Source organism: Enterococcus olivae, assembly GCF_053760925.1.
This window is the reverse complement of the sequence record NZ_JBSMVT010000025.1, coordinates 18,918-42,793: the sequence shown is the minus strand read 5'-3', so window position 1 is coordinate 42,793 and position 23,876 is coordinate 18,918. Positions and strand designations below refer to the sequence as shown.

General features: G+C 39.8%; 26 protein-coding genes and 1 pseudogene. 18 read left to right on the top strand and 9 right to left on the bottom strand.

Annotated features, from left to right (window positions below; all coding sequences use genetic code 11):
* Positions 1-287: 287 nt before the first annotated feature.
* From recO to glyS, 11 genes are all read left to right on the top strand, one after another.
* Positions 288-1,058 carry a DNA repair protein RecO gene (gene recO / locus ACWODM_RS13330; protein ID WP_455321854.1) on the top strand — a complete coding sequence of 257 codons (771 nt, stop codon included), beginning with the start codon at positions 288-290 and terminating at the stop codon, positions 1,056-1,058.
* 258 nt (positions 1,059-1,316) lie between these two features.
* Positions 1,317-2,876, top strand: a complete 1,560-nt coding sequence (hisG, locus tag ACWODM_RS13325) for an ATP phosphoribosyltransferase (protein ID WP_455321853.1) — start codon at positions 1,317-1,319, stop codon at positions 2,874-2,876.
* Positions 2,876-4,156, top strand: coding sequence for a histidinol dehydrogenase (gene hisD / locus ACWODM_RS13320; protein WP_455321860.1), 1,281 nt, complete (start codon positions 2,876-2,878; stop codon positions 4,154-4,156). Before hisG ends, hisD begins: the two co-directional genes overlap by 1 nt.
* Entirely contained in the window at positions 4,153-5,208 is a 1,056-nt protein-coding gene (hisC, locus tag ACWODM_RS13315) for a histidinol-phosphate transaminase (RefSeq protein WP_455321852.1), read from the top strand. Before hisD ends, hisC begins: the two co-directional genes overlap by 4 nt.
* Positions 5,205-5,798: an imidazoleglycerol-phosphate dehydratase HisB gene (gene hisB, locus ACWODM_RS13310; RefSeq protein ID WP_455321851.1), complete on the top strand. Its 594-nt coding sequence runs from the start codon at positions 5,205-5,207 to the stop codon at positions 5,796-5,798. Before hisC ends, hisB begins: the two co-directional genes overlap by 4 nt.
* Before the next feature lie 10 nt (positions 5,799-5,808).
* Positions 5,809-6,432 carry an imidazole glycerol phosphate synthase subunit HisH gene (gene hisH / locus ACWODM_RS13305; RefSeq protein ID WP_455321850.1) on the top strand — a complete coding sequence of 208 codons (624 nt, stop codon included), beginning with the start codon at positions 5,809-5,811 and terminating at the stop codon, positions 6,430-6,432.
* Positions 6,429-7,142, top strand: coding sequence for a 1-(5-phosphoribosyl)-5-[(5-phosphoribosylamino)methylideneamino]imidazole-4-carboxamide isomerase (gene hisA, locus ACWODM_RS13300; protein WP_455321849.1), 714 nt, complete (start codon positions 6,429-6,431; stop codon positions 7,140-7,142). Before hisH ends, hisA begins: the two co-directional genes overlap by 4 nt.
* A 1-nt stretch (position 7,143) precedes the next feature.
* On the top strand, positions 7,144-7,899 hold the full coding sequence (gene hisF, locus ACWODM_RS13295; protein ID WP_455321848.1) for an imidazole glycerol phosphate synthase subunit HisF: 756 nt from the start codon (positions 7,144-7,146) through the stop codon (positions 7,897-7,899).
* A gap of 12 nt (positions 7,900-7,911) precedes the next feature.
* Entirely contained in the window at positions 7,912-8,556 is a 645-nt protein-coding gene (gene hisIE, locus ACWODM_RS13290) for a bifunctional phosphoribosyl-AMP cyclohydrolase/phosphoribosyl-ATP diphosphatase HisIE (RefSeq protein WP_455321847.1), read from the top strand.
* A gap of 333 nt (positions 8,557-8,889) precedes the next feature.
* Positions 8,890-9,804: a glycine--tRNA ligase subunit alpha gene (gene glyQ / locus ACWODM_RS13285; protein ID WP_455321846.1), complete on the top strand. Its 915-nt coding sequence runs from the start codon at positions 8,890-8,892 to the stop codon at positions 9,802-9,804.
* 1 nt (position 9,805) lies between these two features.
* Entirely contained in the window at positions 9,806-11,878 is a 2,073-nt protein-coding gene (glyS, locus tag ACWODM_RS13280; protein ID WP_455321845.1) for a glycine--tRNA ligase subunit beta, read from the top strand.
* Between the two features lie 149 nt (positions 11,879-12,027).
* Here glyS and ACWODM_RS13275 read toward each other — a convergent pair whose 3' ends face one another.
* On the bottom strand, positions 12,028-12,969 hold the full coding sequence (locus ACWODM_RS13275; RefSeq protein WP_455321844.1) for an AEC family transporter: 942 nt from the start codon (positions 12,967-12,969) through the stop codon (positions 12,028-12,030).
* A 76-nt stretch (positions 12,970-13,045) separates the two neighbouring features.
* A complete protein-coding gene (gene yidC / locus ACWODM_RS13270) occupies positions 13,046-13,966 on the bottom strand; it encodes a membrane protein insertase YidC (RefSeq protein ID WP_455321843.1) in 921 nt (306 codons plus the stop codon).
* A gap of 502 nt (positions 13,967-14,468) precedes the next feature.
* Between yidC and ACWODM_RS13265 the strand changes: the two genes are divergently transcribed.
* From ACWODM_RS13265 to ACWODM_RS13255, 3 genes and pseudogenes are all read left to right on the top strand, one after another.
* The gene (locus tag ACWODM_RS13265; protein WP_455321842.1) at positions 14,469-14,651 is read left to right on the top strand and encodes a peptide-binding protein; all 183 of its coding nucleotides are present in this window, start codon (positions 14,469-14,471) and stop codon (positions 14,649-14,651) included.
* 46 nt (positions 14,652-14,697) lie between these two features.
* A complete protein-coding gene (locus ACWODM_RS13260) occupies positions 14,698-14,970 on the top strand; it encodes an antitoxin (protein ID WP_455321841.1) in 273 nt (90 codons plus the stop codon).
* Between the two features lies 1 nt (position 14,971).
* Positions 14,972-15,822, top strand: a pseudogene (locus ACWODM_RS13255) (zeta toxin family protein).
* Positions 15,823-16,084: 262 nt separating this feature from the next.
* On the opposite strand, the gene pepG1 reads toward ACWODM_RS13255, so the two are convergent.
* From pepG1 to ACWODM_RS13240, 3 genes are all read right to left on the bottom strand, one after another.
* Positions 16,085-16,228, bottom strand: coding sequence for a type I toxin-antitoxin system toxin PepG1 (pepG1, locus tag ACWODM_RS13250; protein WP_455321840.1), 144 nt, complete (start codon positions 16,226-16,228; stop codon positions 16,085-16,087).
* 255 nt (positions 16,229-16,483) lie between these two features.
* The gene (locus tag ACWODM_RS13245; protein ID WP_455321839.1) at positions 16,484-16,843 is read right to left on the bottom strand and encodes a hypothetical protein; all 360 of its coding nucleotides are present in this window, start codon (positions 16,841-16,843) and stop codon (positions 16,484-16,486) included.
* Positions 16,844-17,117: 274 nt separating this feature from the next.
* Positions 17,118-17,390, bottom strand: coding sequence for an acylphosphatase (locus ACWODM_RS13240; protein WP_455321838.1), 273 nt, complete (start codon positions 17,388-17,390; stop codon positions 17,118-17,120).
* Positions 17,391-17,595: 205 nt separating this feature from the next.
* On the opposite strand from ACWODM_RS13240, the gene ACWODM_RS13235 reads away from it, so the two are divergent.
* Entirely contained in the window at positions 17,596-18,354 is a 759-nt protein-coding gene (locus tag ACWODM_RS13235) for a TrmH family RNA methyltransferase (RefSeq protein WP_455321859.1), read from the top strand.
* Positions 18,355-18,484: 130 nt separating this feature from the next.
* Positions 18,485-18,988, top strand: coding sequence for an HD domain-containing protein (locus ACWODM_RS13230; protein ID WP_455321837.1), 504 nt, complete (start codon positions 18,485-18,487; stop codon positions 18,986-18,988).
* Between the two features lie 132 nt (positions 18,989-19,120).
* Here ACWODM_RS13230 and ACWODM_RS13225 read toward each other — a convergent pair whose 3' ends face one another.
* Entirely contained in the window at positions 19,121-20,323 is a 1,203-nt protein-coding gene (locus ACWODM_RS13225; protein WP_455321858.1) for a YdcF family protein, read from the bottom strand.
* A gap of 123 nt (positions 20,324-20,446) precedes the next feature.
* On the opposite strand from ACWODM_RS13225, the gene ACWODM_RS13220 reads away from it, so the two are divergent.
* Positions 20,447-20,932, top strand: a complete 486-nt coding sequence (locus tag ACWODM_RS13220; RefSeq protein WP_455321857.1) for a GyrI-like domain-containing protein — start codon at positions 20,447-20,449, stop codon at positions 20,930-20,932.
* A gap of 43 nt (positions 20,933-20,975) precedes the next feature.
* On the opposite strand, the gene ACWODM_RS13215 is transcribed toward ACWODM_RS13220, so the two are convergent.
* From ACWODM_RS13215 to ACWODM_RS13205, 3 genes are all read right to left on the bottom strand, one after another.
* The gene (locus ACWODM_RS13215; RefSeq protein WP_455321856.1) at positions 20,976-22,268 is read right to left on the bottom strand and encodes a serine hydrolase; all 1,293 of its coding nucleotides are present in this window, start codon (positions 22,266-22,268) and stop codon (positions 20,976-20,978) included.
* Positions 22,269-22,361: 93 nt separating this feature from the next.
* Positions 22,362-22,520 carry a hypothetical protein gene (locus tag ACWODM_RS13210; RefSeq protein ID WP_455321836.1) on the bottom strand — a complete coding sequence of 53 codons (159 nt, stop codon included), beginning with the start codon at positions 22,518-22,520 and terminating at the stop codon, positions 22,362-22,364.
* A gap of 125 nt (positions 22,521-22,645) precedes the next feature.
* Entirely contained in the window at positions 22,646-22,987 is a 342-nt protein-coding gene (locus ACWODM_RS13205; protein WP_455321835.1) for a DUF4828 domain-containing protein, read from the bottom strand.
* Positions 22,988-23,123: 136 nt separating this feature from the next.
* Between ACWODM_RS13205 and sfsA the strand changes: the two genes are divergently transcribed.
* Positions 23,124-23,855 (top strand): DNA/RNA nuclease SfsA, encoded by a 732-nt coding sequence (gene sfsA / locus ACWODM_RS13200; protein ID WP_455321834.1) that lies wholly within the window; start codon positions 23,124-23,126, stop codon positions 23,853-23,855.
* Positions 23,856-23,876: the final 21 nt, after the last annotated feature.

Below are 23,876 nucleotides of genomic sequence, written 5' to 3'. Positions count from 1 at the left end.
TCAAACGATTCTTTCGTTATTTACTGTTTCAGCCTTTTGAGTGTTGGTTAGAAAAATTAATTCCCACATGAGAAAAAAGAAATTTAGCTCGTTACTTTTTTGGTTTTCAGTTGAATAACAGGTAAAATTTTTTCTGGAAAAAGTCATCCTTTGCGTCAGCACAGTTTCTTTTGACCTATTTCCACGAAAATTAGTTTTCAGAATATTCTAAATTATTTTTATGCAACACCAGTGATGATAAATGTTTTTTAGTCAAACAGTTATCAAAAAAGTGAGGAGGAGAGAAGATGGCAATTGCTGAATCAAAAGGAATTCTTTTGTTTAGTAAAGATCATAAAGAAAAAGACAAGTTAGTCAAAATTTTTACAGAATCTGCTGGCAAACAAATGTTTTATGTCAAAGGAGCTCATCGTAGGAACAATCCGTTAACACCTGCCTTGCTGTCTTTCACCGAAGCCGTCTACATCGGAAAATTCAACAGCGAAGGTCTGTCCTTTTTAAATAGTGCCAAGGAAGTCCGACATTTCCGCAATATCCAGTCAGATATTTTTTTAGCCGGTTATGCGACCTATATAATGAATCTAGCCGATGCAGCGATTGAAGATCGGGTGTATGATCCGAATCTCTATACTTTTTTGCATCAAGCCTTATTGATGATGGATCAAGGAAATGATGCCGAGATCCTGACCAATATTTTTGAGATTCAAGTATTGCAGCGCTTTGGTATCGCGATCGACTGGCAAAAATGTGCTGTCTGTCAAGAAACTCATGGAAAGTTTGATTATTCCTCTAAATACAATGGAATCCTGTGTGAAAAGCACTGGGACAAAGATCCGCGACGTCATCACGCTGATCCGGTCGCGATTCATTTCATTCGGATGTTCTCTCAGATTTCTTATGAAAACATCCAATCGATCGAATTGAAGCCAGAAACGAAAGCATCGATCCGTCAAACGATTGATGCTTTGTATGAAGAATATGTAGGACTGCATCTAAAAAGTAAAAAATTTATTGACCAAATGGGCAGTTGGGAAAAGATGATGAATCCAAAAACATGAACCTTGTCAAAAAAAGGTTCATGTTTTTTTTGCGTGTCCTAAATAATCTGCTAAATTTCAAACGATTTGAATTTTTGATAACAGAAAGCGTTCTCATAAAAAGATCGAAACACTGAATATCTCTCAACAAACGTAAAGACTCTTATAAATTTATAGAAAATTACAAAATCTAACGAGTAATGATTGACCTTTGTTTAAATTATATTTATGATATTCTTAATACTTTTTTATTGAATTCTAATGGTTAGGAGTGAGATTTTGGACAATTTATTTTCAGTATTGAAACCGGAAGAGCAAATTGCTTTGCAGCTAAGAAATTTGTATCAGCAACGAGGGTTTCAATTGTACCATTTGAGTAGTTTTGAAGAATACGAATTATATAGCCAAAATAAAAAATTTATCAACGAAGCAGAGGTCATTACTTTTACTGGTGGTGATGGTCGAATCATGGCGTTAAAGCCGGATGTCACTCTGTCGATCGTCAAGAATACGCCTCCTGGTGAAAGCAGAAAAGTTTATTACTATGAGGATGTCTATCGACACGACCGCCAAAATGGCGAGTATCTACGGATTCATCAGACTGGATTAGAATATATAGGAGAAATCAATCAGAAAGAGGAGCTAGATGTTTTGTATCTGGCGCTAGAAAGTTTGTCTGTAGCAGGCGGCGGTGTACTGGATCTATCTCATATGGGTGTCTTAAAGGCGATTTGTCAATTGTTCCCATGCGAAGAGCATGAGAATGTCATTAAAGCCCTACAACAAAAAAGTCCTCATATTCTGCGCAAGCTAGGGGAAGAATGCGAAGTACCTGAAGAAAAGATCCGTTTGTTGGAAGACTTGATCACCCTTACTGGAAGCTTTGATCAGGCCTATGAAAAAGCTGCAGCCTTGCTCAAAAATCCGATCGCACTAAATGCTTTGGAAAAATTGAGAGTGTTGCATGATCTACTAAAGGAACAAGGTCGGATTCCTGAAAACATGAAGATTCGTCTAGATTTTTCGATTGTCAATGATGCGGATTACTATAGTGGTCTGCTTTTTCAAGGATTTGTAAAAAAAGGCAAACAGGCGGTATTGTTTGGTGGCAGATACGATCGTCTGTTGCGAAAACAAGACAAAGATCAGGGCGGGATCGGTTTCGGTATGCATTTGAACAATCTGGGACGTTCCCAGGAGCTTCCTGAAGAAGAGTCTGAGTATTTGTGCTTTGCTCTACCTAAAGGACGGATGGCCGATATCGTCTATCAACTCTTAGTCAAGGCGGGTTTGGCCAGCGACAATATTTTTGAAGACAACCGTAAGCTGATTTTTGTCGATGAAGAAAAGAAATTGAAATTCTTTTTAGTCAAGCCAAGTGATGTCGCGATCTATGTCGAGCATGGAGTTGCTGACATTGGCGTAATCGGTAAAGATGTCTTGGATGAATCACGGCCAGATGTGTTGGAATTGATGGATCTAAAAATGGGCAAATGTAAAATGGCGGTTGCTGCGCATAAGAATTTCTTGCAGGACAATACACGTAAGCTGCGCGTAGCCACCAAATATCCGAACACGACCAGACGCTATTTTAGCCGTTTGGGACAGGCGGTCGAATTGATCCAGCTACATGGCTCAATCGAATTGGCACCTTTATTGGATCTGTCCGATGTCATCGTCGATATCGTGGAAACAGGAACGACATTAAGAGAGAATGATTTAATCGTATTGAAAGACATCGCCCCATCTTCTGCCCGTCTGGTGGTCAACCACTCGACCTGGCGCTTTAAAGAAGAAATGCTTCAGACACTGTTAAAGAAGGTGAAAGAACAATTATGATAGAGATTCGTTATACAAAGAATGAGTCTGTGGACTCTTTGGTGCAGCGAACTGCTGGCGAAAGTCTGGATGTCTCAAAGGTCGTTAGTGAAGTATTGGCGGAGGTTCGTGTGAAGGGTGACGAAGCTCTGAGCACTTATACTAAAAAGTTTGACCAAGCGGAGCTAACTGAATTCAAAGTCAGCCAAGTAGAGATCGATGCGGCTCTTCAGGAAACAAGCTCAGAATTCCTGGCAATTTTAGAACAAGCCAAAAAAAATATTGCTTCTTTTCATAAAAAACAAGTCCAAAGAGGCTTTGTCACGACAACAGATCAAGGAACGGTCATGGGACAAAGAGTTCTACCGCTTGAAAAAGTTGGTGTTTATGTACCCGGCGGCACAGCAGCCTATCCAAGTACCGTTCTGATGGATGTCTTGCCAGCCAAGATCGCAGGGGTTGAAAAAATCGTGATGATCACTCCTCCGAATAAGGAAGGGAAGATTCCAACAGCAATTTTGGCAGCAGCCAAGATCGCAGGCGTCGATGAAATCTACAAAGTCGGTGGTGCCCAAGGAATCGCAGCACTGGCTTATGGAACAAAAACGATCCCTAAGGTCGACAAGATCGTTGGCCCGGGTAATATCTACGTTGCGACTGCCAAGCGTATGGTCTATGGACTGGTCGATATCGACATGATCGCGGGACCAAGTGATGTCTTGATCGTTGCAGATGAGTCAGCTAAGCCGAATTGGGTCGCTGCTGATCTACTGGCTCAGGCAGAGCATGATACTTTGGCGCAAGCTGTTTTAGTCACGACCAGTGAGACGCTTGCTCAAAAGGTTCAGCAAGAACTGAACGATCAATTAGCGACACTTCCAAGAAAAGAAATTGCAGCAGTCTCGATTGAAAACAACGGCAAGCTCATTGTGGCTGAAACATTGAATGAAGCGGTGGAACTGGCCAATCAAATTGCTCCAGAGCATTTGGAGCTGTGTGTTTCAGAACCCTTTGCCTTGCTGGGAAAAGTCAAACATGCCGGTAGTGTCTTTTTAGGTCATTATACTCCGGAAGTACTTGGTGATTATTTTGCCGGACCGAATCATACATTGCCAACTGAGGGAACGGCGCGTTTCTATTCGCCTTTGTCTGTGGATGATTTTATCAAAAAAAGTAGCTACTTGTATTATTCAGAAGAAGCCTTGCAAGGTGCTGCCGATCAGGTGATTGCCTTTGCTGAAATGGAAGGACTGGTTGGTCATGCCCGTTCCATGACAATTCGAAAGGAGGAGGAAGCATGAGTCAATACTTAGATACTCAGTTTCAGCATTTGATTCCTTACGTTCCTGGAGAACAAACCAAGAATGAACAAATCATTAAGTTGAACACCAATGAAAATCCTTATGATCCTCCTAAAGCTGTTTTTGAAGCAGCGAAAAAAGCTGCCGGAACATTGAGTCGGTACTCTGATCCTACTTGTAGTCAGGTGATCCTTCCTTTAGCTAAAGGCTTTGGTGTCGAACCGGAGCAAGTCTTTTTAGGGAACGGTAGTGACGAGGTATTATCCTTTTTGTTTCAGGGATTTATGGAAAAAGGCGTCCAGTTTCCAGACATCAGTTATGGATTCTATGAAGTGTATGGCGATGTCTTTCATCTGGATGTAGAAAAAGTTCCTTTAAAGGAAGATTTATCGATCGATTTGGCAGATTATACGGGAGCAGCAACGATCGTGATCGCCAACCCGAATGCACCGACTGGCTTGACCTTGTCTCCAGCAACGATTTGCCAGTTTGCTAAGGAAAACCCGCAGCGACTAATCATTGTTGATGAGGCCTACAGTGATTTCAGTGAGGCATCGATGATTCCTTATCTTGAAGAAGTCCCTAATGTTCTAGTCGTCGGAACCTTTTCAAAATCCCGTCATTTGGCAGGGGCTCGTTTAGGTTATGCGGTGGGATCCAAAGAAGTGATCACGGATCTGAATACTTTGAAATTCAGTCATAATCCTTACAGTGTCAATGCAATGACTCTAGCGTGCGGGGCAGCCTCACTAGCTTCTCAAGAGTATGTGGACAGCTGTACAGAGAAAATCATTGCGACCAGAGAATGGACAAAAAAAGAGCTGGCCAAATTATCCTTTGAAGGAACTGATAGTCAAGCGAATTTCATCTTTGTTCAGCATGAAAAGGTCCCAGGTCAAACCTTATTTCTCGCTTTAAAAGAAAAAAATATTCTGGTTCGCTGGTTTAGTCATCCTCGGATCGATAATTATATAAGAATATCTATTGGGACTCAAGAAGAGATGGAACAATTGATTCAGGTGATCAAAGAAATAGAAGGAGTGGGAGCATGAGAAAATCTTCAGTGACTAGAAATACAACTGAAACAAAGATACAACTGACTTTGGAGATCGATGGTACTGGTCAACAAAGCTTTAAAACAGGTGTCGGTTTTTTAGACCACATGCTAGAACTTTTTTGTCGGCACGGACGATTCGATATTGACTTGGTCTGTGACGGAGATGTCTATGTGGATGCCCATCATACGACCGAAGATATTGCGATCGCACTAGGTCGTGCATTTTCTGAAGCTTTGGGGGAACGCAGAGGGATCAAGAGATACGGCAGTTTCTTATTGCCGATGGATGAAGCTTTGGTCATGGCTGCGATCGATATCAGCGGTCGAGGAATGGCAGTGATCGAATTGGATATCCCTAGTGAAAAAATTGGGACGCAATTTGATACGGAATTAGTAGAAGAATTTTTCATTGCATTTGCCCGCGAACTTGGAGCATCGATCCATTTGCATCAAATCGCTGGAAAAAATAGCCACCATATTGTTGAAGCTTGTTTTAAAGGCTTTGGTCGTGCCTTGGGGCAGGCTGCGAGTATCGATGAAGTAGCACCAGATGAGATTCCGTCAACCAAAGGAACAATTATTTAGGAGGCAAATTATGATTGCGATTATAGATTATGGCGTAGGCAATCTCTTTAGCTTGTCTCGCTCATTAGAGTATCTGGGAATCGAAAGTGTGATCACCAGTGATGTTGCACAGCTGGAAGCGGCAGACCAGATTATTTTACCGGGAGTGGGCGCCTTTGGAGATGCGATCCAAAAACTGAGAGAGCATCAATTGGAAGAACCGGTCAAACAACTAGCTGCCGCAGGAAAACCTTTGCTGGGTATTTGTTTAGGTATGCAGTTGCTCTTTGAAAAAAGCACGGAATTTGGTGAACATGTGGGTTTGGGTTTGCTAAAAGGCGAGATCGTTTCGTTGAAAGCGGCTCTTCAAAAGGAACAGCTTTCTCTGAAGGTTCCCCATATCGGTTGGAATGAACTACTTGTCAAAAAGGATTCACCCTTGCTAGAGGGTTTTAATGAAGGCGAACAGGTCTATTATGTCCACAGCTTTTACGGGACCAATTGTGAAGAAAGCCTGGTAGCTACGAGTGAATATGGCATCGCAGTTCCTGGACTTGTCCAAAAGGAGAACGTCTATGGCGCCCAATTTCACCCAGAAAAAAGTGGAGATGTTGGCTTGCGTATGCTAAAAGCATTTTCGGAGGTGAAGGGATGAAGATTTTTCCAGCAATTGATTTATTGAATGAGAAAGTAGTCCGCTTGTATCAGGGAGACTATCAACAGCAGGAAGTATTTGGGGAGGACCCCGTCGCTTTCGCCAAATCCTTTGAAGAAAAAGGGGCCAAGTATTTACATTTGGTTGATCTGGATGGTGCCAAAGACGGTGCCTTGCGCTATTTTACAACAGCAGAAAAAATCGTTTCTCAAACGGATCTCTTCGTAGAAGTCGGTGGCGGGATTCGAGATGAAGAAACGGTGGAACGATGCCTCGCTGCAGGCGTCCATCGAGTGATCATCGGGACTCTACCTCAGAAGAATCCGACATTGGCTAAAACAATCATCCAAAAATATGGAGACAAAATCGCCGTGGGTGTGGATGCCAGAGATGGAAAGGTTGCAGTAGAAGGCTGGTTAGAAACCACTGAGACAGATGCCTTTGATTTCTGTAAAGAATTAGCTTCATGGGGAACCAAAACCATTATTTTTACAGAGATTTCTCGTGATGGAACAGGCCAGGGGATCAACATTCCTTTGTATCAGAAACTATTGACGATCGAACAGGTTGAATTTGTTGCCTCCGGTGGTGTGGCAACGCTAGCAGATATCACTGCCCTAAAAGAAATCGGAATACCAAGCGTCATTGTTGGTAAAGCTTTGTACAAAGGCGATTTGAAGCTGGAAGACGTATTGAAGGAAGGGGAATAGTATGATCTCAAAACGAATTATTCCTTGTTTGGATGTCCGTGATGGACGGGTGGTAAAAGGAGTCAACTTCGCAGGTCTAAGAGATGTCAATGATCCTGTGACTTTGGCGAAATTTTACAATGAGCAAGGTGCAGATGAACTGGTTTTTTACGACATTACCGCTTCTGCAGAACAAAGGGGACTATTCACCGATATTTTAAAAGCAGTGGCTTCGGAAGTGTTTATTCCTTTGACTGTTGGTGGAGGGATCAATGAAGTACAGGATTTTGAACGGGTATTGAATTGCGGTGCCGACAAAGTCAGTGTCAATTCAGGAGCGATCCGCAATCCTCGTTTGATCGAAGAAGGCGCCAAACGTTACGGTAGTCAGTGTGTCGTCTTATCTGTCGATATTCGCAGAGTCGGTGATCAATGGAATGTTTTTGCCAAAGGTGGTCGTGAAGATACGGGAATCGAAGCACTTGAATGGATTCGACAAGGCGAATCACTAGGAGCTGGTGAACTGGTTATCAACAGCATGGATACGGACGGTGTCAAACAAGGCTTTGATCTACCGCTATTAAAAGCAATCACAGAGATTTCTTCTTTGCCGATCGTGGCTTCTGGTGGGGCTGGCAATGTGGCAGATTTTGTTGAATTGTTCCAGTTACCCAATATTGAAGCTGGTCTGGCCGCTTCGATTTTTCATTACGGTGAAGTCAAAATTCCCGATTTAAAACAGGAATTGGCGAACGAACAAATTGCTGTACGCGTATAGGAGGAAAAAGAGATGGATCTCGATACATTGAAATTTGATGCAAATGGACTGATCCCTGTGGTTGTGCAGGATGCAGAAACAAAGGAAGTTCTAACCCTTGCATATATGAATAAAGAAAGCGCAGAATTGACATTAAAAGACAAGCTAATGACTTTTTACTCGAGAAGCCGTCAAGAATTGTGGCGTAAAGGGGAAACTAGCGGTAATTATCAACACTTGGTTGCCTTAAAAGCCGATTGTGATCAGGATGCTTTAGTGGCATTGGTCAAAAAAGATGGACCTGCTTGTCATACTGGCGCTGAAAGCTGTTTCTTTGAAACGATTTATGAGGAAGCTTTGCCAGAAAAATTTTCACTACAAGGTTTGTATGATTTGATCCAGGAGCGTAAAGATACACCAAAAGAAGGAAGCTATACCAGTTATCTTTTCGAAAAAGGCAAAGAGAAAATTCTGAAAAAAGTGGGTGAAGAGTCCACGGAGGTCGTGATTGGGGCGATGAAAGAAGATCGGGAAGAAACGGTCTATGAAGTCGCGGACCTAGCGTATCATGTCCTTGTCTTGATGAATGAGATGGGTATTTCAGTGAAAGAAGTTGCCGACGAATTAGCCAAAAGACACGTGGTAGATCATAAAGTGAAACAAGAAACCATGAAATAATTCAGAAACTTTCATCTTTCGTTTGACAAACAGTAGGCAAGAGAATTATGATAGATGTAATCGAATAGTGCAGTGACCATTTTTAGGAAAAAGAATCTTCCTTCAAGCGAGTCTGGGAAAGTGTGAGCCAGACAGTGAACCTTTTTACCGCAGGCGAATGTGAGCACAGATCAAATCAAGCTGCCGAGCAATCGGAAGTAGGGTGGAACCGCGAATATATCGTCCCTATGTTTATACAATTTTTGTATAAACATAGGGACTTTTTGTTGTGATAAGATCAGAGCGAAGCTGGAACATCGTAACAAGAATAAAAAATCAAAAAGGAGCAAACACATGAGTCAAAAACTAACGGTACAAGAAATGATTTTAACTTTACAAAAATTTTGGTCTGACAATGGCTGTATGCTGATGCAGGCCTACGATACAGAAAAAGGGGCAGGAACGATGAGTCCCTACACATTCTTACGGGCAATCGGACCAGAGCCTTGGAATGCTGCGTATGTAGAGCCTTCTCGTCGTCCAGCTGATGGACGTTATGGAGAGAACCCTAATCGTCTGTACCAACATCATCAGTTCCAAGTAGTGATGAAGCCATCACCGGAAAACATCCAAGAATTGTATTTGGAAAGTTTAGAAAAACTTGGCATCGATCCGCTTGAGCATGACATTCGTTTTGTAGAAGACAATTGGGAAAATCCTTCGATGGGCTGTGCGGGTCTCGGCTGGGAAGTTTGGCTGAACGGTATGGAAATCACACAGTTTACCTATTTCCAACAAGTGGGCGGACTGGCTTGTCATCCAGTAACAGCGGAGTTGACTTACGGTTTGGAACGTCTGGCTTCTTATATCCAAGAAGTCGAAAGTGTTTATGATTTGGAGTGGGCACCAGGTGTCAAATACGGAGAAATCTTCAAGCAACCAGAATTTGAACACTCAAAATATTCTTTTGAAATCAGCGATCAGGACATGCTGTTGAACAACTTTACGAAGTTTGAAGCTGAAGCGAAGCGTTGTATCGAAGAACATCTGGTCCATCCAGCCTATGATTATATTTTAAAATGTAGTCATAACTTTAATCTGTTAGATGCCCGAGGAGCTGTCTCTGTTACAGAACGTGCTGGATATTTGGCACGTATTCGTAATATGGCACGTGAAGTAGCCAAAATCTTTGTAGATGAGCGTAAAAAATTGGGTTATCCATTATTGGATCCTGAAGAAGCGGCAAAATTATTGAAGGAGGCAGAATAAGATGGCAAAAAATTTATTGTTTGAGATCGGTCTAGAAGAAATGCCTGCACATGTTGTTGTGCCAAGTATGAAACAATTAGAAGAAAAAACACGCCGATTCCTTGAGAAGAATCGTTTAGAATTTGAAGAAATCCAAGCATTCTCAACACCAAGACGTTTGGCAATCCATGTCAAAAATTTAGCTGAACAGCAAGAGGATATGGAAGAGGAAGTCAAAGGACCTGCCAAAAAAATTGCTTTGGATGCAGAAGGCAATTGGTCGAAAGCTGCTCAAGGCTTTGTTCGTGGCCAAGGGCTGACAACGGATGATATCACCTTCAAAGAATTAAAGGGAGTCGAATACGTCTATGTCGTTAAGCATACAGCGGGCAAACAAGCCGTAGATGTGTTGACAGGCTTAAAAGATGTTATCACAAGTTTGACTTTCCCTGTAACAATGCACTGGAGCAAATACGACTTTGAGTACATTCGACCAATCCACTGGATCGTTGCTTTACTTGATGAAGAGATTGTGCCATTCGAGATTTTAGATGTCAAAACAGGTCGTCATTCTCGTGGTCATCGTTTCCTTGGAGAGGAAGTCAGCTTTGCCCATGCAGATGAATATGTCGAAAAATTAAGAGAACAGGCTGTTTTAGCTGATGCTTCGGAAAGAGAAGCACTGATCACAGAGCAGATTGGTAAAATCGCTGCAGATAATGATTGGACGATCGAGCTAGATAAAGACTTGCTGGAAGAAGTCAACAATCTAGTCGAATATCCGACAGCCTTCGTTGGAAATTTTGATGAAAAATATTTATCAGTACCGGAAGAAGTGTTAGTTACTTCAATGAAGGAGCATCAACGTTATTTTGATGTACGTAACGCAAAAGGTAAGCTGTTGCCACACTTCATTTCTGTTCGTAACGGAAATACAGTAAAAATTGAAAATGTCATCAAAGGGAACGAAAAGGTTCTGATCGCACGCTTGGAGGATGCTGAATTCTTCTACAACGAAGATCAAAAACTGACGATCGAAGCATGTGTCAACAAACTGAAAAACGTGACCTTCCACGAAAAAATTGGTTCGATTTATGAAAAAATGCAACGTGTCGAAGAAGAAGCTCAGATCATTGGTGAAAACGTCGGTCTGTCAACAGAAGAATTGGCTGACTTGAAACGAGCTTCAGAAATTTATAAATTTGATTTAGTTACCAACATGGTCGGTGAATTTCCGGAATTACAAGGAATCATGGGTGAAAAATACGCACTACTGCAGGGGGAGAATGAGGTTGTGGCACAAGCGATCCGTGAGCATTATATGCCAATCTCTAGTGATGGTGAACTCCCTGCTTCCAATGTCGGTGCTGTTTTGGCAATTGCTGATAAGCTGGACAGTGTCTTGTCTTTCTTTGCAGCAGAGTTACGTCCAAGCGGTTCAAACGACCCTTACGCATTGCGTCGTCAAATGTATGGTATCGTGCGAATTTTGGCAGACAAGGGCTGGTATTTCCCATTTGTCGGCTTGCAACGAATGATCGAAGCGAAGATCAACGCTGACCAAGAACGCTATGGTATCCTGTTGAATGATGAAGAAGGCGCCGTTCTAGATTTCCTACGAGCTCGTTTACGTCAGTTCTTCTCAGGTAAAGAATTGCGTCATGATGTGATCGAAGCAGTGATCAACGCCCAACAGTCCGATGTTCATCGTTTGTTTGAAACGGCGGATATGTTGAAGGAACACATAGAGGATGCAGACTTCAAAGAATCCATCGAAGCACTGACTCGTGTGATCAATTTAGCGAAAAAAGCAGAGAATAAAGAATTGGCAGTCGATCCAGCTTTATTTGAAAATGAGGCGGAGAAGGCTTTGTATGAAGCGACCGCTGAATTAGAAGAAAAATTTGCCGATCAAACAGTGGAAGAAAATTACCGTTCATTGGTGAGTCTGCGTCCATTGATCGAAGCTTATTTTGAAGAAACAATGGTCATGGTTGAAGACGAAGCGATTCGTACAAACCGTTTGATCCAATTAGGAAAAATCTCTCAAATGGCACAAGCAGTAGCTAGCTTAGAAGCATTGATTACTAAGTAAAGCAAAGGCACAGGATTTCCTGTGCTTTTTTGTTTGGCTCCTCATACAATGAAGAGATAGAGGAACAACGGAACGTTGAAAAAGAAAAACCTGATGAAATCTACGTTAAAAAATAGATTTCATCAGGTTTTAACTATTGATGAGAGTGCTCAAAAAATCAATTTCAATAAAATCGGAATGTATAGCATGTAGATCAAAACAGAATAACCCATACTAGAAGCTGCGAACTCTTCGTCAGCTTCATAAGTGCGTGCTAAAATCGGTACAGAGTTTTGAACAGGCATGGCTGACTGAATAATGAATACTTGCAGCATAAGCTCGGGTACTTTGATCCATTGACCTAACAACCAGACGATCAGTGGTGAAAAGACAAAGCGTCCAATCAAAACACCGGCGATGTCTTTGTTCATCTTTAAATTTTTGATTCCGTTGAAATAAACCATGATCCCGATGGCAAACATCGACAAAGGCGTCGTCAAATCTGCCAAGTAAGTACCAAAGCCGGTAATCAAAGTCGGGACTCTCAAAGAAAGCATCATCCAAATCAGCCCAATAATAAAACCCAACAACGCCGGAGAAAAAATTTTCTTCAAGGCAACCAACGGATAAAAAGAGACCTGTACTTCTTCCATTTTAGGGCTGTCTGAAGCAATCAGATAAATACCGATCGTCCAAAAAATTGTGGTGTTGACAATATAGTAAAGCAAAACAAAAGGAATTGACAGTTCGCCAAAAATCGCCAAATTGATTGGTAGTCCAATAAAGATCGTATTGGAGCAAGTCACCATCGTGGAAAAGGTTCCTTTGCGATTTTCTGAGATGTGAAAAATTCTACGATAGCCAAAACTGATGAACAGTGTAAGGAGCATCGATAGAAGTGGGATCGTGATCCCAGAAAAAAGGGTCATGAATTCATCACGAGTAAAATTACTAGTGATGTTCAAAAACATGCTGAAGGGCAAAGAAAGATTCAAAACGAGTTTTGAAAACATATCGGCTGTTCGATTGCTGAACCACTGTTTGTAGGACAGCCAGTAACCAACGAACATTAGTAAAAAAATAACGAGAATATTAAAATAAGCTTGCAGCAATTCCATTCCTCCTTGACCTAGTAATAAAATGAAAAAGGCTGTTCTTCTCTATTGTAGAAAAGAACAGCCTTTTTACTTAATTTCTATTCTTTTGTTTCCCTGCATTGCGTCCTTGACCGTTTTTTGGAGCAGCTACTTTCGGAGCTTCGGCAGTCGGTGTCACATCTTTACGGGGAGTGACCACTGTTTTCGGTGGATTTTTTTTCATTTCTTCGGTTACTTGTGCTCTGATTCTAGGTTTCATGATCACGTTGGTAATGAAGGTTTGAATACAGCTGAATACACCGCCGACTACCCAGTACAAGGTAAGTCCAGCTGGAGCTGAGATTGACATTACAACGATCATCAATGGAGAGACGATCAGCATACTGCGCATAGTTTTCTTTTGTTCATCAGGAATTCCGATCATGGAAATGTAGCCTTGTGCGATATACGCGATTCCGGCAACTGCCACTAAAATCAAGTTGGGAGAATCCAGATGGATCGGTCCGAATGTTGCACCAATCATTCCTGGTGTCGAACGCATGGTATAAAACAAAGCAGTAAAGATCGGCATTTGAACTAGTAGCGGCAGACAACCCATACCACCAAGCATGCTAACGTTGTTGTCTTTGTAAACTTGTTGCATTTCCATCTGAGCTTGCATTTGTTCTTCACGTGTTTTTGCTTCTTTTGCTTTTTGTTGAGCTGCATCTACTTGTGGTTTAAGGTATTGCATTTTTTCGCTCTGGATCATTGATTTACGTGACTGATTGATCCCTAGTGGTAAAATGATCAATCGGACGATGATCGTTAGTGTAATGATCGCCAGACCATAACCTAGGTTCAAATTGTCCGCGATATAAGTTAAGAAATAACTCATTGGTTGGACTAAAAAGCGGTAAATGATCCCTGTAGTATCAGGAGTGCCATCCGGTAATTGTCTCACACAACCGGACAATGTAAGTAAGACTGCTAACAGACCTGAACCCATTAGCCAAGTTTTGATTTTCTTCATTTATTTCTTCCTTTGCTTATTTAAATTTACGCAAAGATAACTATACTAAAAAAAGCCGACTTTTTCAATGTACAATCCTAAAATTTAATATGAATTAATTGTGAAGTTGGCTGATTCATAGTTGTTTTTGCATAGCAATGCTTCATTGCGAGAAAATCTTGCTTAAGGTCAGTCGACATCGCAAGACATTCTCTCCATTACGCCTTCAATCAGCGAATCAAAAAGGACTGTCATGGTGAATGCTTAACTTAAGTTAAAATTAGCCTATAATTTATTTAGCAATCAGCCATACTATTTCATTGAAGGGGATCAAAAAGAATATATTTCACCATTGGAAATCTTTTCAGGAGTTGACGAGTATCACTATCAACTGGCTAAAAATGCCCTTGATGTAAGGTTGTTATTCTAGTCTAATCACGAATCACATATCACCTATGATTTGTGATTCGTGATTCGTAATGATAAAATAATAGTAAGAAAATAAATAAAGAAGTGAACACTTATGGCGAATCTAGGCGCACAAAAAGCCAAGAGAAAGAGCACACCAATTACAACAAAACCAAAATCGGTCATTGGAGATAAGACGGCTCGTGTATGTGAAGACTTACATCAAATACTTAAAGTTAAAACAGCTGTAAATGGTGGAAATGTAAAAGAGATAGTAGACAAGGCTTTAGAAGAATAGATCAAAAAATATTTGCCAGGTAAATTATAAAAGGTGTGAATCAGAAATGAAATTAGATTACGAAAAGACATTTGAAGTTGAAATCATTAATGAGTTGTCAGCTAGTGTTTATAATCGAGTGCTAAATTATGTGTTGAATCATGAACTAAATAAAGACGATTCTCGATTGTTAGAAGTCAATTTATTAAATCAGTTGAAGATAGCGAAACGTGTGAATCTTTTTGATTATTCTTTAGAAGAATTAAAAGCTGTTCATGAGTATTGGCGCTCAATGAATCGGTATTTAAAGCAAGTTTTGAAGAAAGAGCAAGTGGCTTAATATGGCAAATATAGTCACTTTTACTGATAAACAATTTGAGAATCGCTTAAAAGATAACTTAGAAGAATTAGTTCAAGGAAAAAAAACGGTTGAATCACCAACCGCTTTTTTGTTGGGTGGGCAACCAGGAGCGGGAAAAACTAGTTTGCGATCAGTGATTGCTGAAGAAACACAAGGCAATGTGAATCATCATTGATAATGACACTTTCAAGCAACAACACCCTAATTTTGATGAATTAGTAAAAACTTTATGATAAGGACGTAGTGACCCACGTTACCCCCTTTTCTAATCAAATGACTGAAGCACTTATCAACCGTTTAAGTGATCAAGGATATAATTTAGTAATCGAAGGTACAGGAAGAACGACAGAAGTTCCTACACAAACAGCAAACATGCTTTAGTCTAAAGGCTACGAAACAAAAATGTATGTCATGGCAGTACCTAAAATTAAATCATATTTAGGAACGATTGAACGATACGAAACCATGTATGCTGACGAGCCAATGACTGCCAGAGCAACACCAAAACAAGCCCATGATATTGTTGTCAAAAATTTGCCTAAAAATTTAGAATCTCTGCATAAATTGGGAGTATTTAGAGATTTAAGGCTTTATAATCGTGAAGGTGATAAACTTTACTCCAGTTTAGAAACACCTTCTATCAGTCTGAAAGAGACTCTAGAAAAAGAACTGAACCGTAAAGTGTCGGGGAAAGAAATCCAACCAACTTTAGAAAGAGTAGAGAAAAAAATGGTTCAAAATCAACACCAATCAACACCTGAATTCCAAGCAATTCATCAGAAGTTGGAAAGCTTGCAGCCACCGACACCGCCAATACCTAAAGCACCCTAAGCTTCCACCATTATAGAAAATGTTATGCTACTTCAAGGATTGTTTTTTGCCCCCCATATTCCCACCATTTCCACCTCTTAGGGGGCAAAAAAAGTGGTATGCTAAAGCATACCACCGCTAAACCGTTGAATTTTCTACTATTTTTTGTTATAATATAACTATAAAGAGGAGTTGCTCGACACACCTCCCCTTAACAGCACCGTTTAAAGAACGGCGACCAATGTTTACTTAAAAAATAACCGACACTGGCTAAAGTAGACGGTTATTTTTTTTTGTCATTTTTAAGCAAATCCACAATCAGTTTGATTAAAGCAATGGTAAAGGTACCAAAACTTAGAATCAGCTGAATTGTTTCCAATGCAGACAAAAGGCTTCTCCTTTCATAGATTTTAGCACTTACATACATAAGCACCACCACCTTTCCAAAGATAGCCACCGTCATTAAACTTTACTGTCATATATATTATAACACGAGAAAGACTGAAATCCTATTTGTATCAAGGCTTTTCAGCCTTTTTTGAAAATAATATAACAAGAAATTTGACGTATTCCTTCAGTCGTTCCAGCCACCACTACTCTATCAGGAACTGACTGACAAGCAGTCGATTGTTTAGTTAGAATTTTTAAATTACTAGTGAGATTATCTCTCGATTTTTGATGGTTATTTATTTTCTAATGCAGATAAATAATCCAACAAATAATTATTTTTTAAATCAATATCAGACTGAATGATGCCTCTATTGAGTTTATAATCGAATACTAAATTATTAGAATTCGAGCTAACTATTCCAATGTCTTCATTTAAAATTACCCACAGTGTATTTTTTTCAAAACTTAGAAAAGGTCCCATCTGAAGAGTTATATCTTTAAAATATTTCTCGCTTTTTTTATTTAAGACTACCTGATATAAACAAATTGTATCATTTCCTTTATAAAAAATAGAATTTTTAATGTTAAATAGAACAATAGCTAACGCTGATTGATCTTCATCAGAAAAATTCATTTTTTCTATATCTACCAATTCTTCTAATGCTTCTAAATAGTCTTTTCTCTTAAAAAAAATCTTTAATTGAGTTGAATGTTTTTTAATAATAGATCAACATATTTCACTTGCTTCGACTCCTAATTGATTACTGATGTACCATTCCCCCGACCTCCATCTAAATGCTAGATAATACGCACTCAAACTAGTGGAAGATACACGTGCTTTTGATTGTAAAGACGGTATACTCATCGTACCGAGATAAACTGTACCTATTGAAGCAGTTGTAAATTCTAATCATCAATTTGAAGGGTCAGTCAGTGGTGAAATTTTTTCGTTCTGTGATTGAGGCATCTTCTTCTATATCAAATTTGGTGACCCTTCCGACTGGAGAAGGGGATGATTTCACTTTTTGGATAAAGCTTTCCATCGGAGTATCTTCACCCATTGCTTCGATTGTTACTGAGCCATCGTGTTCATTTTTGGCGCTACCATAAATTCCTAGTTCATCAGCCAACATCTTTGTTGTAATACGAAAACCTACACCTTGTACCCGTCCATTGACATTCATTCTTACTTTCCTCATCAAGATCCCTCCTTGTCTTTTCTTTAATGATAGCGTTTTTTTTAGAATGGAACAAGTGAGAGATGAAAAGAACTACCTAGAAGATATTCCAGCGCATGATACAATTAGTAAACGATCCGGTGATTTTTCTCCTTTCTCAAAGCAATCTCAACATGCGGCTTTCTTTTCTCCAACAGAAAATGCTATAATGATGCGGGGTGAGCGCATGAAAGAAATTCAATCAACAAAAAATCCATTAATCAAAGAACGTAAAAAATTACATAAACGAAAATATCGTGAACTAGAAAATAGGTACTTGCTTGAAGGCTTCCATTTAGTCGAGGAAGCAGTCAATCATGGTGCAGAGCTTGAGGAGCTTTTTCTTGATGAGCGAGGACTAAAAGAATGGGGAGCTTGGGCAGAGCAGCAGGAGACGTCCAGCTATCTCATTTCAGCAGAGGTGATGAAACAGCTGTCCGATTTACCAGCGCCGCAAGGAATGATCGCAACGGTGAAAAAAGACAGCTCTTTAGAGATCAATTATCAAGGAAAATGGTTGTTGTTAGATAATGTACAAGACCCCGGAAATGTGGGTACGATGATTCGTACTGCAGATGCGGCTGGTTTTGATGGTGTGATCCTAGGTAAAGGAACGGCGGATATCTACAGTACCAAAGTGCTTCGCAGTATGCAGGGGAGCCAGTTTCATTTACCTATCTTTTCACAGGATTTATTGGAAGTGATCCCGAACTTTCAAAAAGCAGGGATTCCGGTCTACGGAACAGAGCTGAATGTGGAAGCAATCGATTATACACAAGCGAAGAAAAAGTATCAGGTCGCATTGATTCTTGGGAATGAAGGGCAAGGAGTTGCGAAGGATATTCTTCAAATGACTGACAGAAACCTCTACATTCCGCTCCACGGCCAAGCAGAATCTTTGAATGTCGGCGTAGCTGCGGGCATCTTGTTGTATCATTTTGCCTAAAGTAAAAGATTTTAAGGAACTATTAAACTTTTGTTACAGTCTTCCTATACCCTAGAATTTTTTTTTGAAGCTGATATACTTAAAGTTGTATAAAAAAATACAACAGCTAAAAAAGGTGGCCAACGATTTAATGACAGTAGAATGGCAAAAAGATACCGAATATCTTTCTTATGTAGAAGATTTACTTGAAACCGAAGAAGTCCAAAAATTATCAGAATTTGTTCAACATATGCACTCGACACGTTTAGATCACTCAATCAGTGTTTCTTATCAAAGTTATAAATTAGCCAAAAAATGGAATGGGGATGTTCGAGCGACTGCTCGTGCAGGTCTTTTACATGATTTGTTTTATTACGACTGGCGTACAACTAAATTTGATGAGGGCACACACGCTTATATGCATCCTCGAATCGCTGTTCAAAACGCAGAAAAGATCACAGAGCTTTCTGATTTAGAACGTGATATTATTGTTAAGCATATGTGGGGAGCAACGATCGCGCCTCCACGTTACAAAGAAAGCTATATTGTGACAATGGTAGATAAATATTGTGCAATCCAAGAAGCGACCGGTCCTATTGCACAACGTGTAAGATCAAGATGGCAACGTGCGATGCGTTGGAGCCAATCTGTATAAATGGTAAAATGAAAACCAATTTTCTTATTGCGGTATCTGATCCGAGATATCTTAATGGTAAAATTGGTTTTTTTATTTAGTCAAAAGAAATACAGGCTGTGACCAGCAATGTCACAGCCTGTATTCGTATATTCAATTGAAGATCAAGGTAGAGATCGTTATTAGCAAAAGGAAAGCTGCTAAGGAGCCGATCATCAAAAAGTGACGTTTGCGATTCATGGCAACGATCGCAATGAATTCACGTAAAAAGGCAGTTGGCAGATAGTAAAGTGCGGTTCTAGCACCTATTCCATCGGCCTTCAAGTCGGCCCATCGAGCGAAGATTCCTGCTCGAAAAATATGATAGTTGTTGGAAGCAAAAATTACTTTTGCCTGTTGTCCTAGTTTTTGTTGAATGATCTCTTTAGAAAACTTCATGTTCTCCAAGGTAGTCGTTGAGTTGGTCTCTACTAAAATATCTTCATGAGGAATTCCTTGTGACAAAGCATAGTTCTTCATAGCAACAGCCTCCGAAATTTTCTCATCCGGACCTTGACCGCCTGACATCAACAACTTCGGCGGTTCACCGATACGTTTCAATTGATACTGATAAAATTTAATCGCTTTATCGATTCTTTTAGCAAGTAGTGGTGTGACACGTTCGCCATCGATCAGTCCAGCTCCGAGAACAATGATACAGTCCTGTTTATATTTTGGTTGATTGAATTGATACAAGATAGAGACCGTCAAAAAATTCAAAAATGCCAGAGAAAAATAAAGTAAAGTACTTGGTATGATCGACAAAAAAATACTTAACCATTCCGGTAGCATTCTAGCAATAAAATGGTCATAAATCAGCCATAAAGTCATAGCGATTGCCAGAATAAGCGTTAAAAGATTGGCTAAAGAACGAGACTCTCTGCGAATCATGATGAGTGCATTCCAATAAAGCAACAGCATTAGACTGACTGTTCCAAATAGTAGTACAAAAAATCCAATAAAACCAAGAATCATTAACAGCAATAGCGTAATCACATTTTGAACTAGAAAGTAATTAAAAGTCAGATAGACTGCAGAAACACCTAGAAAAATATTGAAGAAAAGTCCGTTGATTAATCTGGTTTTTTCTCGTCGATAGGAAAATAAGAAAAGCAGAAAAAAGCATAACGGGATCCCTAAATAAAAACTACCATGCTGTGCCTCGATGATTCCCAAATAAACAAACAACGAAAACAATGTCCAACCAGATAAATAGAAAAATAATTCTGGCTCTTCTTTTCGTTTGCGCCACCAGTGAATCAGGGCAATTCCCAATAAATAGGGAACAATAAAACTAATAAAATCTACCATACCCAACCCCCGTTTCATGTATATTATTCAGTATAACCAATTTTGATAAAAAAATCTTGTATGAATAAAGGTCGCTCAATAGATAAAAATCCGTTACAATGGAAGGTAGAAGACAAGGAGATGATCGAAGTGGAATTGGGAGAAGTACGACGAGTAACCTTATCGGAATTTGCAGTTATCGGGAAAGAAGGTAAAGGTCTAGCAACAGAGGCTTCCTCTTGGGTGCCAACTCTGTGGGAATTGGCAAATGATGATTTTGAGCAGTTATCTGAGATTGCCAATGATATCGAGCTTCCTACGGTAGAACTGTGGGGATTGATGAGTGATGGCGATCATTGGCTGGATCCGTGGCAACAAACTGGTCGTTATCTGGCAGGGATGCAATTTCCAACGAACATTGAAGCACCTGTTGACTGGCAAAAATGGCTCATTCCAGCCATGGAATACCTAGTAGTTAAAACGAATGAGGTCAATCTAGAAATGATGACAGAAAAAATGTTCACAGAAATTCTGCCACAAGAAAATGTAGAATTAGTGGCAGCAATCCAAGAACACTATTTGCCGGATTTTGAACCGGGAGAAGTAGAAATGTATTTTCCAATTCAAATATTATAAAAAATCCCCTGTGCTTTTCTAGAAAAGCACAGGGGTTAAATGATTAATCGAACCAAGCCATCACTGTTCGCCAAGTTCTTACGAAGATATTGGCTTTTTCGACATTTTGCTTAGTAATAATTCGTGTTTCAGTGGCTGTTTGGTCAGTAGATTCCAAATAGCCAAGAGTATCTGGATAGATTGCTCCGATCGTTCCGACAGTAGCTCCTTTTTCAAGAGGTGCTACCATTTCGTCAGTTACAGTAGTAAACTCAATATCTGAAACATCTGTTGAAGAATGGAGCCACATCTGAATAGAATCCTCAGTTTCAACAGATACAGATAACTCTTTTCCTTGATCAACAGGTACTGAGGTTAAATTTGGAACAGGATCGCCATTTTCTAGAATAATTTCTTGTCGCCAATTGTCATAAGTATAGTCCATTAAACGTCCTGTTTCGATAAATCGAGCACCTAAATCATTCGAGTGATTGGTGGCATTCAAGACAACTGTGAGAATTCGCTGACCGTCTTTTGTCATGGTACCTACAAAACAAGCACCAGCATTGTTTGTCGTTCCAGTTTTTAAACCATCTACACCAGCTTTTTCGTAGGCTTGTCCAGCAAGCATCCAGTTCCAAGTCATCATTTCTACAGGGGAAAATGTATGAGTGCCAAAAGACTGAGTAGTTACAGAACTAATTTCTAATATTTCTGGATAATCATGAATTAAATGACGAGCAACGATCGCTACATCTTTTGCTGAAAGTTCATTTTCATCGTCTCTTTTTGAACCTGGATAGATATGATCTTCTAAAAAGGAATTATTTAGTCCAGAACTGTTTACAATTTTAAGATCTGTAATTCCCCATACATTCAATTGTTCTATCATTAGATCAACAAACGCAGGTTCAGAACCAGCAACTTTTTCTGCAAGAGCAACTGTGGAAGCATTAGCCGATTGTATAAGTGCAGAATCGAACAATTCTTTGACAGTATAAGTACTGGCTTGTTCTAGAGGTACATTAGATAGTTCAGGATGGACACTTAAAACTGAAGCGTAATTAGAGATAGAAACTTCATCATCCCAAGCCAGACGACCTTCAGCAATTTCTTTTTCGACAACGTACAGGCTAATCAGTTTAGTGATTGAAGCAATCCCTAAAGGAGTTTCGCTATTTTGATCGTAAAAAACTTTTCCTGTTTCTACATCGATAGCGATCGCTGCACTAGCCTCTACAGCAAATTCCCCTGACAATTCATCTGCTTGTACGGATAGATAAGGAACCAAAAAAGAACATAAAAAAAGAATCCCTGTCAACAAGGAAAGCAAGCCTTTATTTTTTTTCATAAATATACTCCTTCAAATTGTAATCAAAATAGTCTCAATTAGAAATTTTATCAAAGTAATAGAAGGGTTTCAAGCGAAAACAAAAGAGTTTAGCAAAAACTAAACTCTTTTGTCTCTTCTTTGATAGCCTGTTTCTGTTTTGACAGGAACTTTGACTCTAGCTTCTGATTGTAGCATTTGCTGTGCGAGGTATAGACATCCGCCAAGCACGGCTGCTAGACCAAAAACAGAGAACATGGAAATAAAAGTAGACAACATAAGCAATCCCTCTTTCATTTTTTAGTTTGGAAACAATACGTGGAAGATGGGACTCGAACCCACACCTTGAGATATAAATAAGTCTTCCTTATTTAACGGAACACCTTGTTCATCCACTTGATAAATTATGTCTTGGTCAGTTCAAAAGAAATATCTTCGGCCTCATCTAAAAAGAAGAGGATTTCATCCTTCTTTTCGAAGGTGATGTGATAGCCCATCGAATCTAAAAAAATTAAACGATAGGGTGTCTGATCAATGATCGTTACAGGCTGCTGTTTGTTTTGGATATATAAATCAAGAGCCGGTGTAACAGTCAGATGGACTTTCTCATTGTTTCTCCTTCGATAGAACCAGTCTCCTGCAAATAAATGCACGGTGTTCTCGTTAATTTTTTTGCGATGGAGCAGCGCAGTTCCCACGACCCCAGTCAATAAAGAGGCACCCAGGAAAAATAATTTTCGCTTCAAAGGATCACATCCATTCTTTTGTCGATCAAGTACCTTTATTATAGCATGTAACCTATGAAAATTGCTGGGACTAAGGTTGGATTTTTCAAGAAGTTTTTGTGAATGTGTGTTAAACTTTTGCTAAGTAGGTGAGAAGATGAAATACTTGAACATTCGGGAGGCTCGTTTTATTCAACGGGATAATCGTTTTATTGCTCAATGCCAGCTGTCTACAACTGACAAACTGGTTCGTGTGCATGTCAAGAACACTGGCAGAGGAACCGAATTGCTAGTTGCCAATGCTCAAGTGGCTTTGGATTATTGTCCGAGCCCTACAAGAAAAACCAGCTACGACCTTATAGCAGTAAAAAAGGGGAAAGACTGGTACAATATCGATAGTCAGGCACCAAATGAACTGGTAGCTGAAGCTCTTGAACAACAGATCATCCAGCTAGAAGGATTGAAAGGATCCGTTACTTTGATTAAGAGAGAAGTGACTTTTCAGCATTCGAAATTTGATTTTTACTTTGAAACAGATCAGGGTGAAAAAGGATTTATTGAAGTCAAAGGAATGACTCTGGAAAACCAGCAGGTAGGAGCTTTTCCTGATGCACCTACTCAACGTGGCTTGAAGCATGTCCGAGAATTAAAAGAAGCTCAGCTGCAGGATTATAAGTGCTTTGTTCTGTTCATTGCACAATTTGAAAATTTTCAAACAGCAACGATCCACAGTGAGATGCAACCAGCTTTGCATAAAGCAGTGGTCGAAGCAATGGAAGTCGGAGTCAGAGTATCGACCTATTCTTGCTTCGTGTCAGAAACATACATAAGGATCAAGCAGAAGGTGCCATTTGATGTGAACGCACCTTTTGTTGATCCAAATAGATAGAAGAGAGAGGAAGAAATACAC

What these genes read in the sequence shown, in the direction of transcription:
- recO (WP_455321854.1), top strand. Translation starts at nt 288, where the DNA reads ATGGCAATTGCTGAATCAAAAGGAATTCTTTTGTTTAGTAAAGATCAT.
- hisC (WP_455321852.1), top strand. Translation starts at nt 4,153, where the DNA reads ATGAGTCAATACTTAGATACTCAGTTTCAGCATTTGATTCCTTACGTT.
- hisB (WP_455321851.1), top strand. Translation starts at nt 5,205, where the DNA reads ATGAGAAAATCTTCAGTGACTAGAAATACAACTGAAACAAAGATACAA.
- hisH (WP_455321850.1), top strand. Translation starts at nt 5,809, where the DNA reads ATGATTGCGATTATAGATTATGGCGTAGGCAATCTCTTTAGCTTGTCT.
- hisA (WP_455321849.1), top strand. Translation starts at nt 6,429, where the DNA reads ATGAAGATTTTTCCAGCAATTGATTTATTGAATGAGAAAGTAGTCCGC.
- hisF (WP_455321848.1), top strand. Translation starts at nt 7,144, where the DNA reads ATGATCTCAAAACGAATTATTCCTTGTTTGGATGTCCGTGATGGACGG.
- hisIE (WP_455321847.1), top strand. Translation starts at nt 7,912, where the DNA reads ATGGATCTCGATACATTGAAATTTGATGCAAATGGACTGATCCCTGTG.
- glyQ (WP_455321846.1), top strand. Translation starts at nt 8,890, where the DNA reads ATGAGTCAAAAACTAACGGTACAAGAAATGATTTTAACTTTACAAAAA.
- glyS (WP_455321845.1), top strand. Translation starts at nt 9,806, where the DNA reads ATGGCAAAAAATTTATTGTTTGAGATCGGTCTAGAAGAAATGCCTGCA.
- yidC (WP_455321843.1), bottom strand. Translation starts at nt 13,966, where the DNA reads ATGAAGAAAATCAAAACTTGGCTAATGGGTTCAGGTCTGTTAGCAGTC.
- ACWODM_RS13265 (WP_455321842.1), top strand. Translation starts at nt 14,469, where the DNA reads ATGGCGAATCTAGGCGCACAAAAAGCCAAGAGAAAGAGCACACCAATT.
- ACWODM_RS13260 (WP_455321841.1), top strand. Translation starts at nt 14,698, where the DNA reads ATGAAATTAGATTACGAAAAGACATTTGAAGTTGAAATCATTAATGAG.
- pepG1 (WP_455321840.1), bottom strand. Translation starts at nt 16,228, where the DNA reads ATGTATGTAAGTGCTAAAATCTATGAAAGGAGAAGCCTTTTGTCTGCA.
- ACWODM_RS13240 (WP_455321838.1), bottom strand. Translation starts at nt 17,390, where the DNA reads ATGAGGAAAGTAAGAATGAATGTCAATGGACGGGTACAAGGTGTAGGT.
- ACWODM_RS13235 (WP_455321859.1), top strand. Translation starts at nt 17,596, where the DNA reads ATGAAAGAAATTCAATCAACAAAAAATCCATTAATCAAAGAACGTAAA.
- ACWODM_RS13230 (WP_455321837.1), top strand. Translation starts at nt 18,485, where the DNA reads ATGACAGTAGAATGGCAAAAAGATACCGAATATCTTTCTTATGTAGAA.
- ACWODM_RS13210 (WP_455321836.1), bottom strand. Translation starts at nt 22,520, where the DNA reads ATGTTGTCTACTTTTATTTCCATGTTCTCTGTTTTTGGTCTAGCAGCC.
- sfsA (WP_455321834.1), top strand. Translation starts at nt 23,124, where the DNA reads ATGAAATACTTGAACATTCGGGAGGCTCGTTTTATTCAACGGGATAAT.